The following is a 19,884-nucleotide window of genomic DNA, read 5'->3' as shown; positions in this document are numbered from 1 at the left end:
GTCATCTTTTGTGGCGTTAACAATCACAATACCTGGCGCATTACCACCGACCAATACACCTGGGGCATCGAAAAAACCTACATCCTTGTCACTTGAGTGCCAATCGTTCACACTTAAATCGGTTAGCCTGCTTGATGAGCCATCAGAGTAGTGGCCCACTGCGGCAAAGGTTTGCTTATTGCCAGCAGCCAGTGTCAACTGACTCACTCCTTTCGTTTTTATTGGCGAAGCACTGATATCTATGCGCTCTAATTTTACCGTAGCCCCAGAAAACGCTCCTCCGGAATCACAACCTGTCAACAGCACTAATAGAGGAAATGCTGCGATTAAAAGCAGATACTTAAAAACCTTGCTCATGATAATTTGTCCGACTTTTGGTACTGAAAATTAGGGATGGTGACTTCTATTCTGCGATTTTTAGCTCGCCCCTCTGCAGTTCGATTATCTGCAACGGGGTGAGACGATCCCTCTCCCTGAACTTCAATTTGCGCTGGACACACTCCTAATTCAAAAAGCTTATTAGCTACCGTCTGAGCACGTCTCTCAGAAAGCGCTTGGTTATAAGCCTCTGAGCCTATTGAATCAGCATGTCCTACAACAACCACTCTAGCTTGTGGGTAAGTATTTAAAACTTCGGCAACTTCCGCCAACTGCTTGATAAAATCATGGCTGAGTTCAGTAGAATCAAAACCAAAAATGCCGTTCGTACTTTTCGACGAAAAAGTAAGTGTTTGAGGTGACGCTTCAACAACGACAGTCTTCGTAGCAGGAGTTGATAACTCTTTAATCAACGTCGGTTGAGCTGCATGACCAAATGTATAGGTAAGCCCTACCAAAAAACCATGGCTATCATATTTACCTGTATTTGATTTACCAATACTGTCGATGTATTGATAACCAGCCGATAAACGAACATTAGGGGTAAAGTTATAGTTAACCCCTACTTCACCAAGAGGAGAAAAGCCGGTCGCATCAAGTTTATCTGAAGAAAAGTGCGTTTTTTCCATATCCCAATAAGCAGCGCCAAATCGACCGTATAAACTCAGGTTGTCTTGTAGATACCAATCGTAACGTATTGCATTTTCAATCAACCACGTTTTAACATTAACTGATGATGTTGCATCAGCCTTTAAATCATCATGATATTGATAGCCTACATCCCAACTCCAAGCTGGAGAAAACTGTAATCCATTATAAACACCGAAGATAGCGCCTTTAGGATTTGAGTGTTCATAACTGTCGTCATGAGCCCATTGATATCCACCTTTTGCTTCAATAAAAAACAGAGGTGACTCAGTGCTGGCAAACGTAGGAGTGCCAAACATACTGACGAATAAAAGAAGTTTTTTCATTGATAGATAGATAGATAGATAGATAGATAGAGTTTAAACGAATATTTTATTTTCTGCGCATATAGCATTTAAATAACGCGATAGGAATCACGGTTTGCAAGATTCAAATGCTGTAGTGCTAAAGTCATTCCGTTACCCACGTTTTTTTAGAGTCATTCCAATACAATCATTCTGACTCAGTTAGCATTAACTCACCATTATATTGATGGGGTCTAGTTTCACTATAATATCCTGTGATGTGATTAATGATCGCTTTATCTGCTTCAGTAAAATTCACATAACCATTAACGGGTACCCACTCAGAATATTGGATGAGAGGTATAGCACTGCCAATTTTTACTATAAATAACAGCTCTGTCGCGTTACCGTAGAAAAAATAAAAGAGTGTGATCGGCCGCATTCGTCGTTTGATGCTACGGTGCTCCACTTCACAAGAGTTATTCTGGTATTTGCTCAGCCTGATAGTCATCTTTTCTTCTGCAGGTTTGTTGGCACTGAGTGTAGTCAAAGCTGCCATGTTGGCGCCACTTTTATCGATGGTGGGTATCTGCAGCCCACTGTGATAGCGAATGGCCTTGCGAAAAAATGCAAGGTAGCTATACAAAAATAAGATGGATTGTCCTGCAGTATTGACCGCGCGATACAGATATTTCCACTGTCCTTTGATTGTGATGTAAGTTTCGTCCATGCGCCACCGACGTCCAACAGTACGCTTATGCCGACGAAACATCTTATCCACAATGGCTCCCCCCGCGCTCTGCCACCATCTCTTCAAGATGGCGCACGCGCTAGATACCAGCGAACACATTGCGCAAGACTGTCAACTGGATAATATAACCGTTTAAATGCTTTTCGTATCAGTGGCCTGAGTAGGCAATGTCCCCAAATAGCATGTTACCTGACGACACATTAATGCGACAGAACCGTCCTTATTACTATTGCCGCTATTTCGGTGATATGGGAATAGATTAAAACTAATTGATGGCGCACTGGTTTTTTATACTAAAATAAAACTCGATTTAGCCTGTTTATATCAAGCAAACATGGACTGAGATACAAGCATATACATACCTTGCAGCTTAAATTTTGAAACGGTTTTTAACTGGGTATAGTACGAGTTAAGGAACGAAACAGAGAAATATGCGAAGAAAAATAGCAAAATTAAATCTGCCATTGTGGCAATGGCTGGCAGTGATATTGTTTCCTATTGGGATTGCAGTTGGAGCAAGTTATCTCTCTGCCCAGTATTTTGTGGAAGATAAAGTCAAAGGTATAGGTGCTATTTATGTTGACCACATTGATACTTTGATCTCACATGCAAATGAGATAAACCATTATGCCTTGGCGCTGAAGGACACTGAGTGCAGAAAGTTATATAACTATATGTTGTTCCAACCTTACTTTCGCTCAGCGTTAATATTTGATTCGCAACATTTTTATTGCTCATCTAAAAGAGGTGATATCGATGTCCCTTTAGATAGACTCAGTACTACTGAAAATTTTGAAATATCTAGCCAGTTCATTGTTGGCAGCACTCCTTATATGCCTGAGGTGCCAGCGGTAGTGTCATTAAACTGGGAGCCGATATCTAAACACGGCGCTGCTGTGATTATTGAAGGGAAATATTTAGTAGATTCCTTTGTACAGCCTGATGTGTTTCCTAGCGCTGTTGTGAATGTTGCTTTATCAATCAATGGTAAAACGATTCCTGAGTCACTCGAGTTTATAAAAAACGAGGTGATGGCGCTAGATTCTGACGAGCACAATTTTTCAGTATTACTAGAAATGTCACCAGCCTTTTTCTGGCATTTCTTTTGGCTATTTTTGACCATTTTATTGCCCTTCAGCATCGTTTTGATTACGGGTTCTATCCTATTTGTACTCTATTCAAGAGTTACTCGTCATTCCCTTGCCGATGACATTCGCAATGGAATAGAGAACAAAGAGTTTTTCTTAGTTTATCAGCCAGTGATTTGTGCCGAGGACGGTAAGGCTAAGGGGGTTGAGGCATTAGTGCGTTGGCAGCATCCTCAAATGGGTTTAGTGCGGCCTGATTTATTTATTCCCATTGCCGAAGAGGGCAAGTTAATTGTTCCATTGACTAACTATATTTTTGAGCGGGCATTAAAAGATTTTGCCGATATGAAGGTCGAACCGGGCTTTAGAATTGCGTTTAACGTGGCACCAGAACACTTTACGCAGGATGATATCGAGTCAAAATTTATTCATCTGCGGGATTCTTTGGATCGCATTGGCGTTAAGCCTTTGATTGAAATCACCGAACGGCAATTGCTAACGCCGGATATCTGTCAGTGCATTGAAAGCTTACGTCAGCTAGGGATTCTAGTGGCAATTGATGATTTTGGTACAGGGCAAACCACCTTATCCCTGCTGCAAACGATGCCGTTAGACTACTTGAAAATTGATAAATGCTTTATTGATACCATAGGGCAGGATTCTGTAACTTCCCATGTGCTCGATACTATTATCGACCTTTCTCACAAGATGAATTATGTGGTGGTGGCAGAAGGGGTTGAGACGCAGAAGCAGGCGGATTATTTAACCAGTCGCCAAGTGCATTTTTTACAAGGGTATCTCTTTGCTAAGCCGATGAAGCTGGCAGATTTAAAGCTATGGTTAGTCGAGGATTTTAAACGTTAGCATAAGAAAATCAGACTGCAGAGCGTCAACTATAAATTTCCTCATGGTCGTTTAGCCGAAAATAGAGTCTGTTAATCACGCTAGGTGAAACTGTTCTGGTCTAATCACATCGGACGGCAATCGCTTGCTAAACATGCAATCTTTGAGTGGACTCTAAAGCGGATATAGGCTTTGTTTCCTAAATAGGTTGAACTAAAACCGTAGCCGCAGATCTGATCGGCATCGCCTTGTTCTGGTCTAATCCCATCGGACGCTTAATTTTGAGACAGTATGGTTAATAAATTAAGAGGTCTATATGAGTCTGAAGAAATCACATAAAAATTATCCGCAGGCATTTAAAAATGAAGCCGTATTGATGGTGCTAGAACAAGGTAATAGCGTTGCTGATGCGGCAGAGTCTCTTGGAGTTAGCACAAGTCAGCTTTACAACTGGAAGGTAAAACACGAAGCCTTGCAGCAAGGCATTATCTTAGAAGAGTCTGAACATGATAATTTAAAGCAATGTCGTTGATAAAACAAAGAATTACGCATGGAGAAAGAAATTCTAAAAATACCCAAGGGGCACGCCGAGGCCAGCGCCTTCTTTGCGAGAGAAATGAAGTAAGATTTCGTTTCATCAAACAGCAATCTAACCTGTTTCCCATAACACTGTTATGCCGAGTAATGAGTGTCAGTAAATCAGGCTATTATGATTGGCATAAGCGCCCTGCAAACGTGATAAGCCTTGAAGCACTGAAGCTTTATCGCCTTGTTCGACAGCTATTTAAAAAGTCGAGGCAGCTTAGGGAATCGTGAAATGGTGAAGAAATTGCGCAAGGAAGGCTACTAGGTTGGTCGCTATCTCGTTCGTAAATGATGTACCGCCTTCGATTCAAAGCAGCCCAGCGACGCGCTTACAAGGTGACGACACAGCGAAAACACTCAGATGCAGTGGCTGATAACCTGTTAAACATGAACTTTAATACAGTATCGGCTAATCAGGTTTGGGCGGGTGACGTGACCTATTTAAAGACAAGTGAAGGTTGATGTATTTAGCAGTGGTGATGGATTTATATTCACGCCGGATTGTGGGATGGCACATAGACAAACGCATGACCACAGATTTGATATCGAATGCATTAATAAAAGCCTACAACCGGCCAGAGGGTTGGTATTTCATAGTGATCGAGGCTCGCAATATACCAGTAAGCAATTCGGTAGGTTGCTCTCGAGTTATGGTATCCGAGCCAGCATGGGTGATGTGGGCGCGTGTTGGGATAATGCTGTTGTTGAGCGTTTCTTTAGTAGCTTAAAACACGATTGGATTTTTACAGTTGCTCAGCCAACAAGAGAGTTTATGAAGCAAGATGCGATGGCTTACATGAAATATTACAACTTGGAGCGACGTCATTCTGCTAATGACGATCTGTCACCTGTAGAGTTTGAGAATTCTCAAGTAAAAGTGTCCAGTTTGGGTTGACCAGTACATTAATTAAGTGCGACATCGAGCGACCAAGTCGGTCTAGACGCCAAACGATTAGCGTATCTCCAGGTTTTAAGTTCTCTAAGCATTGCTCCAAGCCTGGACGAAATGATTATGATCCCGATACTTGATCGGTAAATATTAAAGAGCGATCGCAGCCTTTCTTTATAAGAGCATCGATTTGCATATCGAGGTCCTGATCACTGGTGCTTACCCGGGCATAACCACTTTTTTGTCCCATGTCTCTCATTTAATTGATTTTTTATTGGGTTAATGGCATTATGATAAGCGAGATGAGTTTATAAGACAAACACGAGTAGTTATTACGAAGATCAACAATGCTTAGAAATAGGTCTCATTAAACGAGTGTTTTTTGATACCTATTTTGTAAAACTACATAATTCAGAACTTTCGCTTTTTAGGGAGTTGTTGAAAATAGCAACAACTCCCCTTAAACCAAACCACACTACTCTACGCAATATGGTTTTTCTTGATCTAGATCAATACAAGGAAAGTCTTTTTATTCGATATTGACATACATATCACAGAAAAATGGAGTTTCTATGCCCGATATATATAGCGAAATAATAAATTTAATGAACAGTTCAGACACTTTATCCGCATCAACTTACGACACCGAAAATAAACAGCCATTTATCTGTACGCACCCAACTTTTTTTATGGATGGTAAGTTTCATATCATATCAACCAACATAGCGAAACAAACAAAATTTTATAAGAATAAACAACTGTGTTCAATTATTTGTGTTGGCGATGAAACTGTAAAAAACAACCTGTTTTCACGTAAAAGACTAACAATTTTATGCAAGCCGGTTCATGTTCAGATCAGCGATAAAATAAAAATAATTTATCAAGAAAAGTTTGGTATTTTTGGTGGAGGGCTTATTGATGTAACAGATTTTGAAGCCTTTCAATTAGAGCCTATAGAAGGGCTATATTTCAGGGGTTTTGGTAGAGCGTATAATTTCACTTCAGATTCATATGATGTCATTCATTTAAAAGAGCCGCACAAGCCAAAAACAGGCAACACGATGGCAAAAATTTTAAAGAAAAGCTTGAAGGACAAGATTGGCGCGTGATCGTCTTTTTATCCTAAAAACTTTATTTATATGGAGTAAAGAATGAAAACTGTCGTGATATGGGGAGCTGCAAGTGGATTAGGTGCGGCAATGGTTGAGTATTTTTACAAACAAAGTTTCAATATAGTTGGAATTGTACGAACACCGAGTAAGTGCAATCGTTTAACTGAGTTAGGTATTAAAATCCTTACTTGTGATGCAACTAACGCAGCACAAGTAAACCAGACAGTAAAAAAATTACCTGTAGATGCATGGGTGATCTCTACTATGGGAACCTATGGCGCGGCCAATATTCCCGTTGACTATATTGGACATCGCAATTTAATTGATGCTTTGGAATATCAAAATATTAATCGTTTTTTGTTAGTTACTTCGCTTGGCTGTGGTGACTCATGGCAATATTTAAGCAAACAATCAAAACAAAATTTTGGTAGTGCAGTACGTGAAAAATCATTGGCAGAAGTTTGGTTGAAAAGCAGCCGCTTAGATTATACGATCCTTCGCCCTGCAGGTTTAAAAGATGGGGAAATTACACATCGAGGTGAGCTATCACAAAAAATCGAAGTGCATGGGTTAATTAACCGAAATGAAGTTACTCGCCTTACTCATCTTCTACTAAATGATCCAAATAGTATTGGACAAATTTACCAATGTGTTGATAAAACGTTAACCTACTAGGGGTTTTGGCGCACATCATTTAACCTACGTTTTCGGTCAAGAGGAGTTCAAGCCCCTTAACCACAAGACATAAAAATGGCTATATCGATATTTCCTATCGAATAGCCATCTTCCCCCTCCACTACTATTATCCTAAAGTATTTTAGGTATACGTTACGGAAACTTATTTACATGTGCTGAATGAAGATCTATTTCCACTTGTTATGAATGCTTGGGAATCATTGTTCTACTGAATGGCCTTGTGAGTAAGTTTAATCACACATTTTAAATAAGCTTTTTCTTCTTTGTCCTTTCTTTTTTCTGCAAAATGTTTGTTCCAAAAATCCATTTTATTGTCACTACTTGTTGATACATTTTGAGGGAAGTCTTGAGTGGATACTTGCTTACAAAATTGCTGAATATTTCGCATCCTAGTATATTCTGGATACATGATGATTGCTGTGATCGTGAGTGCAGTGAGCAAGGCAGCAATATAAATATATCTCACAAAAGTTCCTTTTTAGATTGTAAAGCGCCCTCTTTCGAGGGCTGGCTGTCTAGGAGCTGTTCACCGTGGATCTAGACAGTTGCCGCTAGATTACAACTAATTAGTCATTATTGACCAGAGAAGTTCAACAAATACGGTTATCTACAATTTTTAACCCGTCTTCTATCAAGCATTACCATTTAAAGTCCAAAGCAGCTCGCCACCGAACCCTGATTTTTTGTGGATAACACCGCAAAGAGCGCGGTGATTACCCACCAAAAAAATCACGAACCGGCAGCAGGATCGAAATTTTAGATTTTTATTATGTATTCATATATGAAAAATTCGGCCATTGCCTGCAGGCATTTCTACCGTTAGGCTTAATTTCCCACCCATCGCTTCAATGTAGCGTTTGAGCGTAGATAGGCGCGGATCATTATCGGACTTTTCAATTTTCGCTAAGGTAGGCTGTTTTACTCCCATAGCGGCAGCTAGTTCAGTTTGAGAAATATTTAATTCTTCGCGCAGCAGGCTCAAGACGATTTCACGGCGTAATTCATCCGTACGTTTTTTGATACGAACTTTACTCTCAACACTACGCTTGGCCATAAGCTCATTTAAGTTAGACATAGTAATATCCTTTATTTTGCTAAATGCTTACTAAACTCAGTGTCAGCAAGTTTAATCATCTCTTTATAAAAGCACTTTTCGTTCAATCCTGTCTTATCTCCTGCACACAAAACGATTGCATTTCGGCTTGGGGCAAATGCAAAAAAGGCTCTTATTGGGTTTCCTGCGTACTGTATTCTCAGTTCTTTCATATTCGTGAACTTAGAGCCTCTAAGGGTATCTGCATGGGGGCGACCTAAATGGGGCCCAAATTCATGTAAGATATTTAATGACGCCAAAATTTCGTCTTGTAAGAATTCGGATTGCACTTCAAACCAATCGTCAAAAACCGCAGTTGTTATAACTTCCCACATACCCCATCCGTTATAGCTTTTATGCTATAAAAATAATATAGCATAAAAGCTATAGCATCAAGTGTATTTCTATTATTAAGGTGAATATAAACGGGCATTACAAGCCGCCGCGCTCAAGAAAAAGGATTTAGCCACGCAGGTTGATAGCTTAGTGAACGGTGAGAGAAAAGGGCTAGATGGGGTCGCCTCAGAAAACGGAAAAAATCGTACGCTAAGCATGCGCAGAGGCAGGGAGCCAGCGGTATAGCGTAGGAACCGACACGCCAAGATTCTTAGCCACATCCTTGGGGGGGACTCCACTGGCTAATAGCTTTTTGGCTGATTCGATCTTGCTGTCGGTCATCTTCAGCTTGCGACCGCCTTTACGACCGAGTTGTCTGGCAACGTCCAACCCCGCACGGGTTCTTTCGACGATCAAGTCTCGTTCCATCTCTGCGAGGCTTGCCATGACATGAAAAAAGAATCGGCCCGATGGCGTGCCGGTATCGATAGAATCGGTGAGACTCTTAAACTGGACGTTTTGTTTGTGCAGATCGCTGACCAGCTCTACCAGTTGTTTGACTGACCGGCCCAATCTATCCAGCTTCCAAACAACCAGTGTGTCGCCCTCACGCAGCATTTCTAGTGCCTTGCCCAAACCGGGCCGATCAGCACGAGTACCACTGAGCGTGTCTTCAAAAACCTTTTGGCATCCCGCTTTTGCCAAAGCGTCTAGCTGAAGCTTCAGGTTCTGATCTTGTGTCGAAATGCGCGCATAGCCGATCAGCATGATTCATTTCTCGTCGTCTCACGAATAATGCTTCGTTTGAGATCGAGCACAACAGATGGCCTCATAACGGGTATCTCCTTATCAAAACTCGTTGAAATGATAGGCAACTGAGAATAACATTTCAAGAATGATTTTTGAGAATCATAACCCCTTGATCTGCTGTTGTGTCCGAGAGCTCTTGTCGTTGCTCTTACAAACCTACGTTTTCAAGAAGAAGGAAACCGCATGCCTCGCCGCTCAATCCTATCCGCCGCAGAGCGAGACAGCCTGCTGGTGTCACCCGATACCCAAGACGAACTGATCCGCCACTATACGTTTAGCGAACCCGATCTATCACTGATACGGCAGCGGCGCGGTGATGCTAACCGCTTGGGGATCGCGGTACAGTTATGCTTGCTGCGCTTCCCAGGCCAGGGCTTGTTGCCCGACGCTACGGTGCCAATGCCTCTGCTGCAATGGATAGGACAACAGTTACAGCTCGATCCTGTATGTTGGCCGCAGTATGCCGAGCGGGAGGAGACACGGCGCGAGCACTTGCTCGAACTGCGGGTGTATCTTGGCATGGAACCATTTAGTCAAGTGCACCATCGGCAGGCTGTCCATACCACGACCGAACTGGCCTTGCAGACTGACAAGGGCATAGTGTTGGCCAACAGCGTAGTCGAGATGCTGCGTCATAAACACATCATTTTGCCAACGTTAGATGTTGTCGAGCGCGTCTGTGCCGAGGCTCTAACCCGTGCAAACCGGCGTATCTACGACACCTTGACCGAACCACTATCAGGCTCGCACCGCCACCGGCTCGATGATCTGCTCAAGCTTCGGGACAACAACAAAACGACTACGCTGGCTTGGCTTCGCCTGTCTCCGGTCAAACCCAATTCGCGGCACATGCTTGAGCACATCGAACGACTCAAGGTATGGCAGGCGCTTGATCTTCCTATTGGTGTCGATCGTCTGATCCACCAAAAACGATTGCTCAAGATCGCCCGAGAAGGCGGACAGATGACCCCCGCCGATTTGGCCAAGTTCGAGCCACAACGCCGCTATGCGACTTTGGTTGCGCTAGCCATCGAGGGGATGGCCACTGTTACAGATGAAATTATTGATCTGCATGACCGCATCATGGGCAAGCTGTTCAATGATGCCAAGAAGCGACATCAGAAACAGTTTCAGGCATCTGGGAAGGCTATCAATGCCAAGGTGCGCCTGTTCGGCCGTATCGGCCAAGTGTTGATCGACGCTAAGCAAGCGGGTGATGATCCGTTTGCTGCTATCGAGGGCGTCATATCCTGGGAGGCCTTTGCCAAGAGCGTGACAGAGGCACAATCGCTCGCGCAGCCCGAGGAATTCGATTTCCTGTACCGTCTCGGTGAGAGCTACGCCACACTACGCCGTTACGCACCGACCTTCCTCACCGCGCTAAAGTTGCGGGCCGCACCGGCTGCCAAAGGTGTATTGGAGGCTATCGAAGTACTGCGCAGCATGAACAACGACAACGCCCGAAAAGTACCTGCAGATGCGCCAATTGATTTCATCAAGCCGCGTTGGCAGAAGCTGGTGATAACCGATACCGGCATCGACCGGCGTTACTACGAGCTATGCGCGCTGTCGGAGATGAGGAACGCATTGCGTTCCGGTGACATCTGGGTACAGGGATCGCGCCAGTTTAAGGACTTCGAGGACTACCTTGTACCACCCGCGAAATTCATCAGTCTCAAGCAGGCCAATCAATTGCCGCTGGCCGTAGCCACCGACTGTGAGCAGTATCTGAATGAACGGCTGACGCAATTGGAAACGCAGCTCGCCACCGTCAACAGCATGGCGCAGGCTAACGAATTAACGGATGCCATCATCACGGCCTCTGGCCTAAAGATAACGCCGCTGGATGCAGTAGTACCAGATACCGCGCAGCGCCTTATCGATCAGGCTGCTAGGATCCTGCCGCACGTCAAGATCACTGAGTTACTGCTTGAAGTGGACGAATGGACGGGCTTTACCAGGCACTTCGCACACCTGAAATCTGGTGTTCTGGCCAAGGACAAGAACCTGCTACTGACGACGATCCTTGCCGATGCGATCAATCTGGGTCTGACCAAGATGGCAGAATCGTGTCCAGGAACGACTTATGCCAAGCTCGCTTGGCTGCAAGCCTGGCATGTCCGTGACGAAACCTATGGCGCGGCCTTGTCCGAGCTGGTCAATGCGCAGTACCGGCATCCGTTTGCCGAACATTGGGGCGATGGTTCTACATCCTCCTCTGACGGCCAGAATTTTCGCACCGGCAACAAGGCGGAGAATACGGGGCACATCAATCCGAAATATGGCAGTAGTCCAGGACGGACCTTTTACACGCATATTTCCGACCAGTACGCACCATTTCATACTAAGGTGGTCAATGTCGGTGTGCGCGACTCAACCTACGTGCTCGACGGCCTGCTCTACCATGAATCTGACTTACGGATCGAAGAGCACTACACCGACACGGCTGGCTTCACCGATCACGTTTTCGCGTTGATGCACCTGTTGGGGTTTCGCTTCGCACCGCGTATCCGCGACTTGGGTGAGACCAAGCTCTACATTCCAAAGCGCGATGTCACCTACGAGGGATTGAAATCAATGATTGGCGGGACGCTCAACATCAAGCTAATCCGTACACATTGGGACGAGATCTTGCGGCTGGCTACCTCGATAAAACAGGGAACGGTGACGGCCTCACTCATGCTGAGGAAGCTTGGCAGCTACCCACGTCAGAATGGCTTGGCGGTCGCCTTGCGCGAATTGGGGCGTATCGAGCGCACGCTGTTCATTCTGGATTGGCTGCAAAGTGTCGAGCTCCGCCGCCGGGTACATGCCGGACTGAATAAGGGGAGGCTCGTAACGCCTTGGCTCGTGCCGTGTTTTTCAATCGACTGGGGGAGATCCGTGACCGCAGTTTTGAGCAACAGCGTTACCGGGCAAGTGGCCTTAACTTGGTGACTGCCGCCATCGTGCTATGGAACACCGTCTATCTGGAAAGGGTGGCACATGGGTTACGTGCCAAGGGACATGCCGTCGATGAAGAGTTATTGCAGTACCTATCGCCGCTAGGCTGGGAGCACATCAACCTGACAGGGGATTATCTGTGGCGCAGCAGCGCCAAGATAGGTTCAGGTAAATTCAGGCCTCTACGACCTCTATCACCGGCTTAGCGTACGATTTTTTCCGTTTTCTGAGGCGACCCCTATAAGAATGCTTAGGCTGCTGACAGCTTAATAACCCAAGCTTTTTCATGAGATTACGGGCTCGATAACGACTGAGACCAATCCCTTTATTAGTCACTAATTGCGCTATCGTTCGCGCACCGGCAGAGCCATGACTAATACGATGTGCGGCCTTCACTTCACTGCATAAAATAGTAAAGTCTGTATCAATATGTTCTTTTCTTTTTAGCCAATACTTATAGCTACTTCGATGCACTTTGAATGCATTACAAATTGTGAGAATAGAGTGGCTCTGCTTGAGTGCGCTGATTAGCGTAAATTGTTCATCGAGTCTGACATCAAGAGAGCGGTAGCCTTTTTTAGGATAAGATTGTGCTCCTCAAGACGAGCTATTTGCTTCTTCAGCTCACGGATTTCAATTTGTTCAGGGGTAATCGGAGATGCTTTTGGTGTGCCACCCTGGCGTTCTAGTTTTAACTGTCTCACCCATTTATCCATAGTGGATTTACCTACGTTCATCGCCTTTGCAGCTTCGATGATGCTATGGTTTTTATCGAGGACTAATTGGGCAGCTTCAAGTTTGAATTCAGCACTAAATGTTTTTCTGGTTGTCGATCTCATGTGTTCACCTAAAGTCATCTACGAGGTAATAATATCACCTCTATTTAGGTGGCCAAAATTAGTGTGCCACTACAGTTTGTCATTCGCTTAAATAAAGAGCCTCGTTAGCTGTCGTCGATAATGATGGCTTAAACAAGTTATATCTGTGACGGCTTAAGGTTCTGGGTAAAGTAGAGGTCTTGGCTGTATCGCATTGCTAACATGGCTTTTTGTTTCATCTAATATTGTCAATCCATTGAAAAGAGGTTTGTTTTTGAATCGTTTTTTTATTTCTATCCTTGCGGTAATTCCCCTTTTTGCTGTTGCTTCCAATACGACCAATCAGTCGTTTAATCAGGCTAAAAAACAGCTGTTATCGGTCTATCAAGATCATCGTGAAACCCTCTATTGCGGTGCTGCATTTGACGCAAAAGGGCAGGTAATCTCTCCGCCAGGATTTACTACTAAAACGCATTTAGCGCGCGCTAAAAAAATCGAATGGGAACACATTGTTCCCGCCGAAAATTTTGGCAAAGCATTTACTGAGTGGCGTGATGGCCATGGGCAATGTGTCGATAGCAAAGGTAAGTCGTTCAAGGGCCGCAAGTGTGCCGAGAAGATGAATATTGAGTATCGATACATGCAAGCGGATATGCACAATCTGTTTCCGGCTATCGGCGCTGTGAACGCGCTGCGCAGTAATTACAATTTTGCCCTGTTACCGTCGGCTAAATCTGATTTTGGTGCCTGTGATATGCGCATTGATGGCAGCAAAGCTCAGCCTCCCGAAGCCGCTAGAGGGCGCATTGCTCGGTCCTATCTGTATATGGACCAAAGTTATCCTAAATATTCTATGAGTAAGTCACAGCGCCAGCTTATGAGTGCGTGGGATAAGCAATATCCGGTGAATGTCCAAGAGTGTCAGCGGGCTAAACAAATTGCCGCCATTCAGCTCAATGATAATGAGATCGTCAAAAGCCGCTATCAGCAAGCCAATATTTGGTAAATATACGAGAAGCTATGAATTATATTAATAGAAACACCCTGACAGAGTTAGATTTACATTGGTTTCGTAAATTTAAAGCCAGTAAAAATCTCGATACGCTATTAATCCAAGTGACCGGCGCTGAACGAAAAATTGAGCAAGATCCTGCGCTCACTCAACGTGAGAAGTTTGATAATCTAACGTCGATTAATACGGCGTTTTGTCTTCGCGAAACCGAAGTAAAACAGCTCACCGGAGATTGGTCTTAAACTGGGCGTTCCCTTCGGTCGGGCTTTTCGCTTCGCTCCCCGCGATAACGTGATCCACTAATGGCAAGCAAGCTTGCCGTGGCTCTACGTTCCTGCTTGCCAATCCCTAACGCAACAACCAAGCCCAAACCAAAGCAAACATCAAAGTCACAAGCACTGTCCGGTTCATTGCCGGCTAAAGTGTGAGTAAGCGTGCGCTTCTCTATCGCTTGTCATTGTTTCCCTATCAATACCGTTCACGTCTGCGCTGTCACTTCTTATCTGTCTCATTTCACAACCTGCCCGCCAAGGGAGGCTTCGCCGCTGCGCGCCCTTGTCTGTCAGAACGTGAAATGAGTCAGGAAGTTAGGCGAAGACGAGAACGATATTTAAACGACAGGAAAACAAGCAATGACAAACTCAATTCAAGCGCAAGCAACTCACACTAAAGCCATCACTTTACCTGCCAGCCCAAAAACTCAAGCAGGCTCTCACAAGCCCGATATTGCTCAAAAATCGGCAACAGCGGCTAACGCTGTGGTGGCATTGGCTTCAACAGCAAAGCCAGTGTTACTGCAATTGCAGATTAACCAGTTGGTGTTGTCTGAGAAGAACGTGCGTAAAGAAAATGCGTCCAAGGCTGACGATGAACAGTTGTATGCCTCCATTTTGGCGCATGGCATTTTACAAAATCTGATCGTCGAGCCCATGAACGCGCAAGGCTTATACCCAGTTTTGGGCGGTGGCCGTAGACTGAGACAGCTCATTAAAGCCGTCAAAAATAATAAGCTGAAACCGAAAACGCTTGTGCCTGTTAAGTTGCTGACAGCCGAAGAAGTGGTCAACTATGCCACCGAGCTATCAATGACTGAAAACTTCACACGCGCAAAGATGCACCCAGTCGATGAATTTCACGCTTTTGCTGACATGGTGAATCAGGGCGCGAGCATTGCTGATGTTGCGGCGCGGTTTGGCGTAACAGCGAAATTCGTGCAGCAGCGCATGAAGTTAAGCATGGTCGCCCCTGTTGTGCTCGATGCGTACAAAGCGGGGAACGTGTCGCTTGATGTCGTGATGATATTCACGATTGCCAGTGTCGAAAAACAAGTCGAAGTGTGGGAGCTGGCAGGCGATAGACGTTACAACGAAAACCAATTCCGCAATATGCTTAAAGACGCCGCTGTGAATGCTGATCACTATTTGGCTCAGTTTGTTGGCCAAGAAGAATACGAAAAAGCGGGCGGGGTTGTGACCTCAGACTTGTTCAGTGATGAAGTCTATCTTGATGATAAAGCGTTGCTCGAATCATTAGCGACCGCAAAATTGGAAATCGAAGCAGCAAAGTTAATCGCGTGTGGCTGGAAGTGGACACAGATAAAGTTAGTTTCTGAGTATGATGAACTTGCAGGGTTTGGGCTTTTAGATTTAAAAGAGGGTGAGTATGATCCCGCTGAAATGGCGCTAGCGGGGTGTATGCTCGTGTTAAAAAGTTTTGGTGAGCCTGTCAGTATCTATATTGGGTTAGTGCATAAAGACGACAAAAAGGCGCTGGCACAATTACAAGCCAGTGTGCAATCAGACCCACTCAACGTGAACGTGGGTGACGTGAAAAAAATTGAAGATAAGGATACTAGCGGTTATTCCGCTGCGCTTAATGACGACTTACGGGCGCAGCGTTTGATTATCACGAAACATGCGTTAATGAGTGCGCCAACGGTGGCGCTTGATACGTTGCATTTCTCTGTCTGTGTAAGCGCGTTCACTGATTCACATTATGGCAGTCGTCCACTGCATATCAGCGTTAACGACACCACTTGTCATCCTAAAACGGGATCGCTTACAGATAACAAAGCGGTGCAGTTGATTGAAGGGGTTAGAGCCAGTCTTAATTTAGCGTGGGTTGGTCTGCCAACGGTCGCTGAACGCTTTAGCGCTTTTTGCGCCCTCGATGTAAAAGAGAAAGAAAAGCAGGTGGCTTACGCCACGGCTTCCATGTTCGAGGCGTCAATTGATAATAGCCATTGTGCCGCTGAGGCCGTTATTTCGACTCTCGATGTGAAATGGTCTAACTACTGGCGACCTACTGCGGAAACCTTCTTTAAGCGCGTGAGCTTGTCTTGTTTAATTGATATGGCTCAGCCTGTCATGGGGGAGCAGTGGGCATTACAAGCCGCCGCACTCAAGAAAAAGGACTTAGCAAATCAGGTTGATAGCTTAGTGAACGGGGAGCGAAAAGGGCTAGATGATGCACAAAAAGCCTACTTTGATGCCTTGATGCCCGCTGGATTTTAAACCGCATACTGATGCAGATTTACCCTGTTAATTCAGGGTGAATCTGAGCAAGAATTAACTAAATAAATTGTGTTGTGTGTATGCGTGTGTATAATGGTTCAACGGTTAACGCAGAGGTTTTACAATGCTATTTATGGTCGGGATCGAAAGCCCTGCTGATGAAATGCAGGCGTTTGGTATCGTTATCCCCGTGTTTGAAAAATTAGGCTATGGCTGTTTTTCGGCGGCGGATAGCCAAGAAGAAATCTTGTTTAAGGCTAAAGAAGCCATTTTATTAATGGCCGAGGAAGTGATCAACGATGGTCATTTAGTCGATAGCTTGAATGAAGGTTATCGCGACTATCAGGCATTGCATCCCAAGTTCGACCAATGGCTGGCCTTAGAGGTGCCGCTAGAGGCGCTCAAAGCCAAACAAAAACGCCTCAATATCACATTGTCAGAATCGCAGATTGTACGTATCGATAGCTTTGTGGCGTTTCATCGCGAGTTCAAAGACCGTTCGGACTTCTTAGCCAAGGCGGCTGATAAGTTAATGAACAGCGCAGACTCAGTAAGATCGTGTTCAAAAGTGGGAGATTGATATGGGCAAAGTAACCGGTATTCCATTTTCAGAGGTGAAAGCGCAGCTTATGGACAATCCCGAGGTTGTCGCGGCCTATGAGCAAGCCGTACAAGCCGATGAACCGATCCACATTATTCCAGTGCAACACAGTGAGGGCGTTATCATGCCAATCAACAATATCGTGAGTTGTACGCGCCAACCCAATCGGGCCAGTTTTTCCTTTGTCAATCTGTTTGGTGGCCATCACTATCCAGTGACGATGATTTTTATGCCCTCTGGCGCGGTGAATGTCGTTGTCGCGGGTGCGCGGTATCGATGCCAAGCAAACCAAGTGCAGCGCGTGATTGATGAGTCAGGGCTTGAGCATGAGGGCTTAGCGTGTTTGAAATATTCGATTGAAGCGGGGGAGTTGAATTTTCATATTCCCGCTGATGTTCACGAGCAGCTTAAAGAGCATCCAGAGTTTCAAAAATGCCGCCTCATCGAGTGGGAAGATGAAGAAATGGATAACGACAAGGAAATTTAGCCATGTCTCAACGTGCGATAGAGATTGTGAAGATAAGTGATCTTAAGTCCGTCAAACAGGGCGAAGTGTTTGAGTGGTGTATTGATTACGAAGAGTTTCAATATCGATCTGGAGATGACTTTTTAAGGAGTCGAACAGGCGTCGATTCACCATGGGAAATATGGCCGTTGACTGATAACACCAAAACCGCTGCTAACCGCAAAGTATTTGAATTGATAAAATAAGCGAGCGACATGTTGATGGCTTTATTGAATAATTTACTATTGGTGATTTGTTGGCTGTTCATTGCCATTTCTGCCCTTTATTTCGGCGCAGCCGCATTCAGGCTCGTTTTCATTGGCCGCCGATAGTCGCTCTAGTATCCCCTGTTAGTTCCCCGCAAAACGCGAAACAAGCGGCGGCTGCGCCGCCCTTTTCCGTTTATCTGACAATACCCCTTGGTGTGCTTTGAAACGTGCCTCGGCGGTCAATCTATTTACTCTGAGTGTCTATTGGCTGCTGCGGCGCTATGTCATCTAAATACCACTGATGGCCTTGGGCGTTCCCTTCGGTCGGGCTTTTCGCTTTGCTCCCCGCGATAACGTGATCCACTGATGGCAAGCAAGCTTGCCGTGGCTCTACGTTCCTGCTTGCCAATCCCTAACGCAACATCAAAGCAAACAGCAAAACCGCCAAGCACAGTCCTACTCACTGCGCGGCAAGTGTGGCTAAGCTGGTCGTTTCATTCGGCATCATGGCCGCTCCTGGTTCTACCCCTTTCGTTTACGCTTCCGTCTTATCTGTCGCTCACCACAACCCGCTTGCCAAGGGTTCGCTTCGCCGCTGCGCGCCCTTGTCAAGCGGGTTGTGGCGAGCGAGCAGGACGTCAGGCGAAAACGAAGATGATAGACCCCAAACGGAGCAAGCAGCCCATGACACACTCAATCACTACCCCAGCAAGCCACACTAAGCCTTTCAGCGAGCAAGCCAGCTTACAAGCGACAAGCAGGCTCTCCAAAGACGATATTCAACAGCAAAAAAGGGGCGAGTTGACGATCATTGTTTTAACTGAAATGAATTTCTTTCACTTTTGCGGCCTCGGACTTGAGGGCGTGGCTAATGAAGCATGGTATCCCTATTCACAAGGGTTATTGTTTGAAGCGGTCGAGCGGTACTTAGTCGCGGCAAAAGTGGCTCAAAATGTCGTATCAATCGATCAACCTCGACGCAATGGCGCAAGTATTGATTATCGCGTGCGTTTTAATGTGTTTAGCACTGACAAAAAACGGGTTTCGGTTCGTTTTCCTGTCGTGATTAAGCATTTTGGCAACGATACGCAATGCCTCTCACTTGATGAACTAACGAGGGCGTTAAGTCAGAACTATCGAAATAAGCACGTTTCAATCATGTGGTCTTTACCCTCGGGGATCACATCAACGGTTTATGTGTCGGTGGAGGCTGACGGGGAGATAAGCGATTGCTATACACATCATGCTCTGTGGTTTGTGATGGAAGGGGGCAGCATTGAGTTGGCCGCTAATACGGGGGCGATATGATATGTGCAAACCCTCAGTGACGTTTGAAGAAATGAACACCTATTTACAAGGGCAATATAAACATGAACGTTTATATGGTCGCACCCCTGCAACGGGTTGGCCTGCGGACTATGCAACATCAGTTGTTAGTAGCCACATGGCTGATTTGAATGCTAACGGGATAGGGTACATTGGCCATCACGAATCCGCGACAGGTCAGGCGATCCGTTATACCGTGGATGAGGTTAAATATTCCCCCCGCTTTTTTATTGTTGGCTATGACTCTGAAAACGATATTGCCCAAAAACAATGCTATTTTATTGATTCAGCGATCAATATCGAAAGGGCTCGCGCTAAATGCTTAGAGAGTGCTAATCGCTATCCGATAGTGAGAATTAAGGATCTACAAGGGCAGTTTGTGTAAACAGCCTGAACGTCTTACAGGGGAACATGCGTTCCCCTTTCTCGTTAATTCACATCATG

18 protein-coding genes and 6 pseudogenes are annotated in these 19,884 nt (G+C 45.1%); 14 read left to right on the top strand and 10 right to left on the bottom strand.

From position 1 onward, the window contains the following. The 4 genes and pseudogenes from HQQ92_RS00485 to HQQ92_RS23635 all read right to left on the bottom strand — a co-directional run. Positions 1-357: pseudogene (locus HQQ92_RS00485) on the bottom strand (hypothetical protein); the annotation flags it as partial. Next, a complete protein-coding gene (locus HQQ92_RS00480; protein WP_173242443.1) occupies positions 354-1,352 on the bottom strand; it encodes an OmpA family protein in 999 nt (332 codons plus the stop codon). The pseudogene HQQ92_RS00485 and the gene HQQ92_RS00480, both read right to left, overlap by 4 nt. A 166-nt stretch (positions 1,353-1,518) precedes the next feature. Beyond that, a pseudogene (locus HQQ92_RS23640) lies at positions 1,519-1,656 on the bottom strand (IS3 family transposase); the annotation flags it as partial. A gap of 36 nt (positions 1,657-1,692) precedes the next feature. Further along, positions 1,693-2,213 (bottom strand): annotated as a pseudogene (locus tag HQQ92_RS23635) (DDE-type integrase/transposase/recombinase); the annotation flags it as partial. 279 nt (positions 2,214-2,492) lie between these two features. Between HQQ92_RS23635 and HQQ92_RS00470 the strand changes: the two are divergent. The 3 genes from HQQ92_RS00470 to HQQ92_RS23975 all read left to right on the top strand — a co-directional run bounded on the left by HQQ92_RS00470 (position 2,493) and on the right by HQQ92_RS23975 (position 5,472). Then, positions 2,493-4,013 carry an EAL domain-containing protein gene (locus HQQ92_RS00470; RefSeq protein WP_173242441.1) on the top strand — a complete coding sequence of 507 codons (1,521 nt, stop codon included), beginning with the start codon at positions 2,493-2,495 and terminating at the stop codon, positions 4,011-4,013. Positions 4,014-4,308: 295 nt separating this feature from the next. Then, complete coding sequence (locus HQQ92_RS23980) at positions 4,309-4,524, top strand: transposase (RefSeq protein WP_375539952.1); 216 nt, start codon at positions 4,309-4,311, stop codon at positions 4,522-4,524. A gap of 561 nt (positions 4,525-5,085) precedes the next feature. Beyond that, positions 5,086-5,472 (top strand): integrase core domain-containing protein, encoded by a 387-nt coding sequence (locus HQQ92_RS23975; protein WP_375539951.1) that lies wholly within the window; start codon positions 5,086-5,088, stop codon positions 5,470-5,472. Here HQQ92_RS23975 and HQQ92_RS00460 read toward each other — a convergent pair. Beyond that, positions 5,408-5,716 (bottom strand): annotated as a pseudogene (locus HQQ92_RS00460) (recombinase family protein). The gene HQQ92_RS23975 and the pseudogene HQQ92_RS00460 overlap by 65 nt on opposite strands. A gap of 322 nt (positions 5,717-6,038) precedes the next feature. Between HQQ92_RS00460 and HQQ92_RS23630 the strand changes: the two are divergent. Both HQQ92_RS23630 and HQQ92_RS00450 read left to right on the top strand, forming a co-directional pair. Then, positions 6,039-6,575 carry a hypothetical protein gene (locus HQQ92_RS23630; RefSeq protein ID WP_254306283.1) on the top strand — a complete coding sequence of 179 codons (537 nt, stop codon included), beginning with the start codon at positions 6,039-6,041 and terminating at the stop codon, positions 6,573-6,575. Between the two features lie 42 nt (positions 6,576-6,617). After that, the gene (locus tag HQQ92_RS00450) at positions 6,618-7,253 is read left to right on the top strand and encodes an SDR family NAD(P)-dependent oxidoreductase (protein WP_173242439.1); all 636 of its coding nucleotides are present in this window, start codon (positions 6,618-6,620) and stop codon (positions 7,251-7,253) included. A 226-nt stretch (positions 7,254-7,479) separates the two neighbouring features. On the opposite strand, the gene HQQ92_RS00445 is transcribed toward HQQ92_RS00450, so the two are convergent. The 4 genes from HQQ92_RS00445 to HQQ92_RS00430 form a co-directional block, all read right to left on the bottom strand. After that, positions 7,480-7,740, bottom strand: coding sequence for a hypothetical protein (locus tag HQQ92_RS00445; RefSeq protein WP_173242437.1), 261 nt, complete (start codon positions 7,738-7,740; stop codon positions 7,480-7,482). A 309-nt stretch (positions 7,741-8,049) separates the two neighbouring features. Then, a complete protein-coding gene (locus tag HQQ92_RS00440; RefSeq protein WP_173242435.1) occupies positions 8,050-8,349 on the bottom strand; it encodes a helix-turn-helix domain-containing protein in 300 nt (99 codons plus the stop codon). An 11-nt stretch (positions 8,350-8,360) separates the two neighbouring features. Beyond that, on the bottom strand, positions 8,361-8,702 hold the full coding sequence (locus tag HQQ92_RS00435) for a type II toxin-antitoxin system RelE/ParE family toxin (RefSeq protein ID WP_173242434.1): 342 nt from the start codon (positions 8,700-8,702) through the stop codon (positions 8,361-8,363). 211 nt (positions 8,703-8,913) lie between these two features. Further along, a complete protein-coding gene (locus HQQ92_RS00430) occupies positions 8,914-9,471 on the bottom strand; it encodes a recombinase family protein (protein ID WP_173242433.1) in 558 nt (185 codons plus the stop codon). A 225-nt stretch (positions 9,472-9,696) separates the two neighbouring features. Here HQQ92_RS00430 and HQQ92_RS00425 point away from each other — a divergent pair. After that, positions 9,697-12,662 (top strand): annotated as a pseudogene (locus tag HQQ92_RS00425) (Tn3-like element ISSod9 family transposase). A 31-nt stretch (positions 12,663-12,693) separates the two neighbouring features. Here the strand turns inward: HQQ92_RS00425 and HQQ92_RS00420 are convergent. Further along, a pseudogene (locus tag HQQ92_RS00420) lies at positions 12,694-13,295 on the bottom strand (IS3-like element ISSba5 family transposase); the annotation flags it as partial. A gap of 253 nt (positions 13,296-13,548) precedes the next feature. Between HQQ92_RS00420 and HQQ92_RS00415 the strand changes: the two are divergent. The 8 genes from HQQ92_RS00415 to HQQ92_RS00380 all read left to right on the top strand — a co-directional run bounded on the left by HQQ92_RS00415 (position 13,549) and on the right by HQQ92_RS00380 (position 19,825). Beyond that, a complete protein-coding gene (locus HQQ92_RS00415; RefSeq protein ID WP_173242432.1) occupies positions 13,549-14,280 on the top strand; it encodes an endonuclease in 732 nt (243 codons plus the stop codon). Positions 14,281-14,294: 14 nt separating this feature from the next. Then, positions 14,295-14,528 (top strand): hypothetical protein, encoded by a 234-nt coding sequence (locus HQQ92_RS00410; RefSeq protein WP_173242431.1) that lies wholly within the window; start codon positions 14,295-14,297, stop codon positions 14,526-14,528. 390 nt (positions 14,529-14,918) lie between these two features. Next, a complete protein-coding gene (locus tag HQQ92_RS00405) occupies positions 14,919-16,799 on the top strand; it encodes a ParB/RepB/Spo0J family partition protein (RefSeq protein WP_173242430.1) in 1,881 nt (626 codons plus the stop codon). Positions 16,800-16,923: 124 nt separating this feature from the next. After that, positions 16,924-17,379 (top strand): type II toxin-antitoxin system HicB family antitoxin, encoded by a 456-nt coding sequence (locus tag HQQ92_RS00400; RefSeq protein WP_173242429.1) that lies wholly within the window; start codon positions 16,924-16,926, stop codon positions 17,377-17,379. A 1-nt stretch (position 17,380) separates the two neighbouring features. Further along, positions 17,381-17,887, top strand: coding sequence for a hypothetical protein (locus HQQ92_RS00395; RefSeq protein WP_254306282.1), 507 nt, complete (start codon positions 17,381-17,383; stop codon positions 17,885-17,887). A gap of 2 nt (positions 17,888-17,889) precedes the next feature. Beyond that, positions 17,890-18,111, top strand: coding sequence for a hypothetical protein (locus HQQ92_RS00390; protein WP_173242428.1), 222 nt, complete (start codon positions 17,890-17,892; stop codon positions 18,109-18,111). Between the two features lie 687 nt (positions 18,112-18,798). Further along, positions 18,799-19,422 carry a hypothetical protein gene (locus tag HQQ92_RS00385; protein ID WP_173242426.1) on the top strand — a complete coding sequence of 208 codons (624 nt, stop codon included), beginning with the start codon at positions 18,799-18,801 and terminating at the stop codon, positions 19,420-19,422. A 1-nt stretch (position 19,423) separates the two neighbouring features. Beyond that, positions 19,424-19,825 (top strand): hypothetical protein, encoded by a 402-nt coding sequence (locus HQQ92_RS00380; RefSeq protein ID WP_011979512.1) that lies wholly within the window; start codon positions 19,424-19,426, stop codon positions 19,823-19,825. Positions 19,826-19,884 lie beyond the last annotated feature (59 nt).

Origin of the sequence: Shewanella sp. DC2-4 (genome assembly GCF_013248875.1) — a bacterium.
GTDB classification, from domain to species: Bacteria; Pseudomonadota; Gammaproteobacteria; order Enterobacterales; family Shewanellaceae; genus Shewanella; species Shewanella oncorhynchi.
Note: the sequence above shows the minus strand (reverse complement) of the source record. Positions and strands in the feature narration are given on the sequence as shown.

Bases quoted from the DNA above. Each gene is read 5' to 3' on its own strand.
- HQQ92_RS00470 (WP_173242441.1), top strand. From the start codon at position 2,493: ATGCGAAGAAAAATAGCAAAATTAAATCTGCCATTGTGGCAATGGCTG.
- HQQ92_RS00385 (WP_173242426.1), top strand. From the start codon at position 18,799: ATGACACACTCAATCACTACCCCAGCAAGCCACACTAAGCCTTTCAGC.
- HQQ92_RS00480 (WP_173242443.1), bottom strand. From the start codon at position 1,352: ATGAAAAAACTTCTTTTATTCGTCAGTATGTTTGGCACTCCTACGTTT.
- HQQ92_RS00430 (WP_173242433.1), bottom strand. From the start codon at position 9,471: ATGCTGATCGGCTATGCGCGCATTTCGACACAAGATCAGAACCTGAAG.
- HQQ92_RS23980 (WP_375539952.1), top strand. From the start codon at position 4,309: ATGAGTCTGAAGAAATCACATAAAAATTATCCGCAGGCATTTAAAAAT.
- HQQ92_RS00405 (WP_173242430.1), top strand. From the start codon at position 14,919: ATGACAAACTCAATTCAAGCGCAAGCAACTCACACTAAAGCCATCACT.
- HQQ92_RS23630 (WP_254306283.1), top strand. From the start codon at position 6,039: ATGCCCGATATATATAGCGAAATAATAAATTTAATGAACAGTTCAGAC.
- HQQ92_RS00435 (WP_173242434.1), bottom strand. From the start codon at position 8,702: ATGTGGGAAGTTATAACAACTGCGGTTTTTGACGATTGGTTTGAAGTG.
- HQQ92_RS23975 (WP_375539951.1), top strand. From the start codon at position 5,086: ATGGCACATAGACAAACGCATGACCACAGATTTGATATCGAATGCATT.
- HQQ92_RS00380 (WP_011979512.1), top strand. From the start codon at position 19,424: ATGTGCAAACCCTCAGTGACGTTTGAAGAAATGAACACCTATTTACAA.
- HQQ92_RS00390 (WP_173242428.1), top strand. From the start codon at position 17,890: ATGTCTCAACGTGCGATAGAGATTGTGAAGATAAGTGATCTTAAGTCC.
- HQQ92_RS00410 (WP_173242431.1), top strand. From the start codon at position 14,295: ATGAATTATATTAATAGAAACACCCTGACAGAGTTAGATTTACATTGG.
- HQQ92_RS00400 (WP_173242429.1), top strand. From the start codon at position 16,924: ATGCTATTTATGGTCGGGATCGAAAGCCCTGCTGATGAAATGCAGGCG.
- HQQ92_RS00395 (WP_254306282.1), top strand. From the start codon at position 17,381: ATGGGCAAAGTAACCGGTATTCCATTTTCAGAGGTGAAAGCGCAGCTT.
- HQQ92_RS00440 (WP_173242435.1), bottom strand. From the start codon at position 8,349: ATGTCTAACTTAAATGAGCTTATGGCCAAGCGTAGTGTTGAGAGTAAA.
- HQQ92_RS00450 (WP_173242439.1), top strand. From the start codon at position 6,618: ATGAAAACTGTCGTGATATGGGGAGCTGCAAGTGGATTAGGTGCGGCA.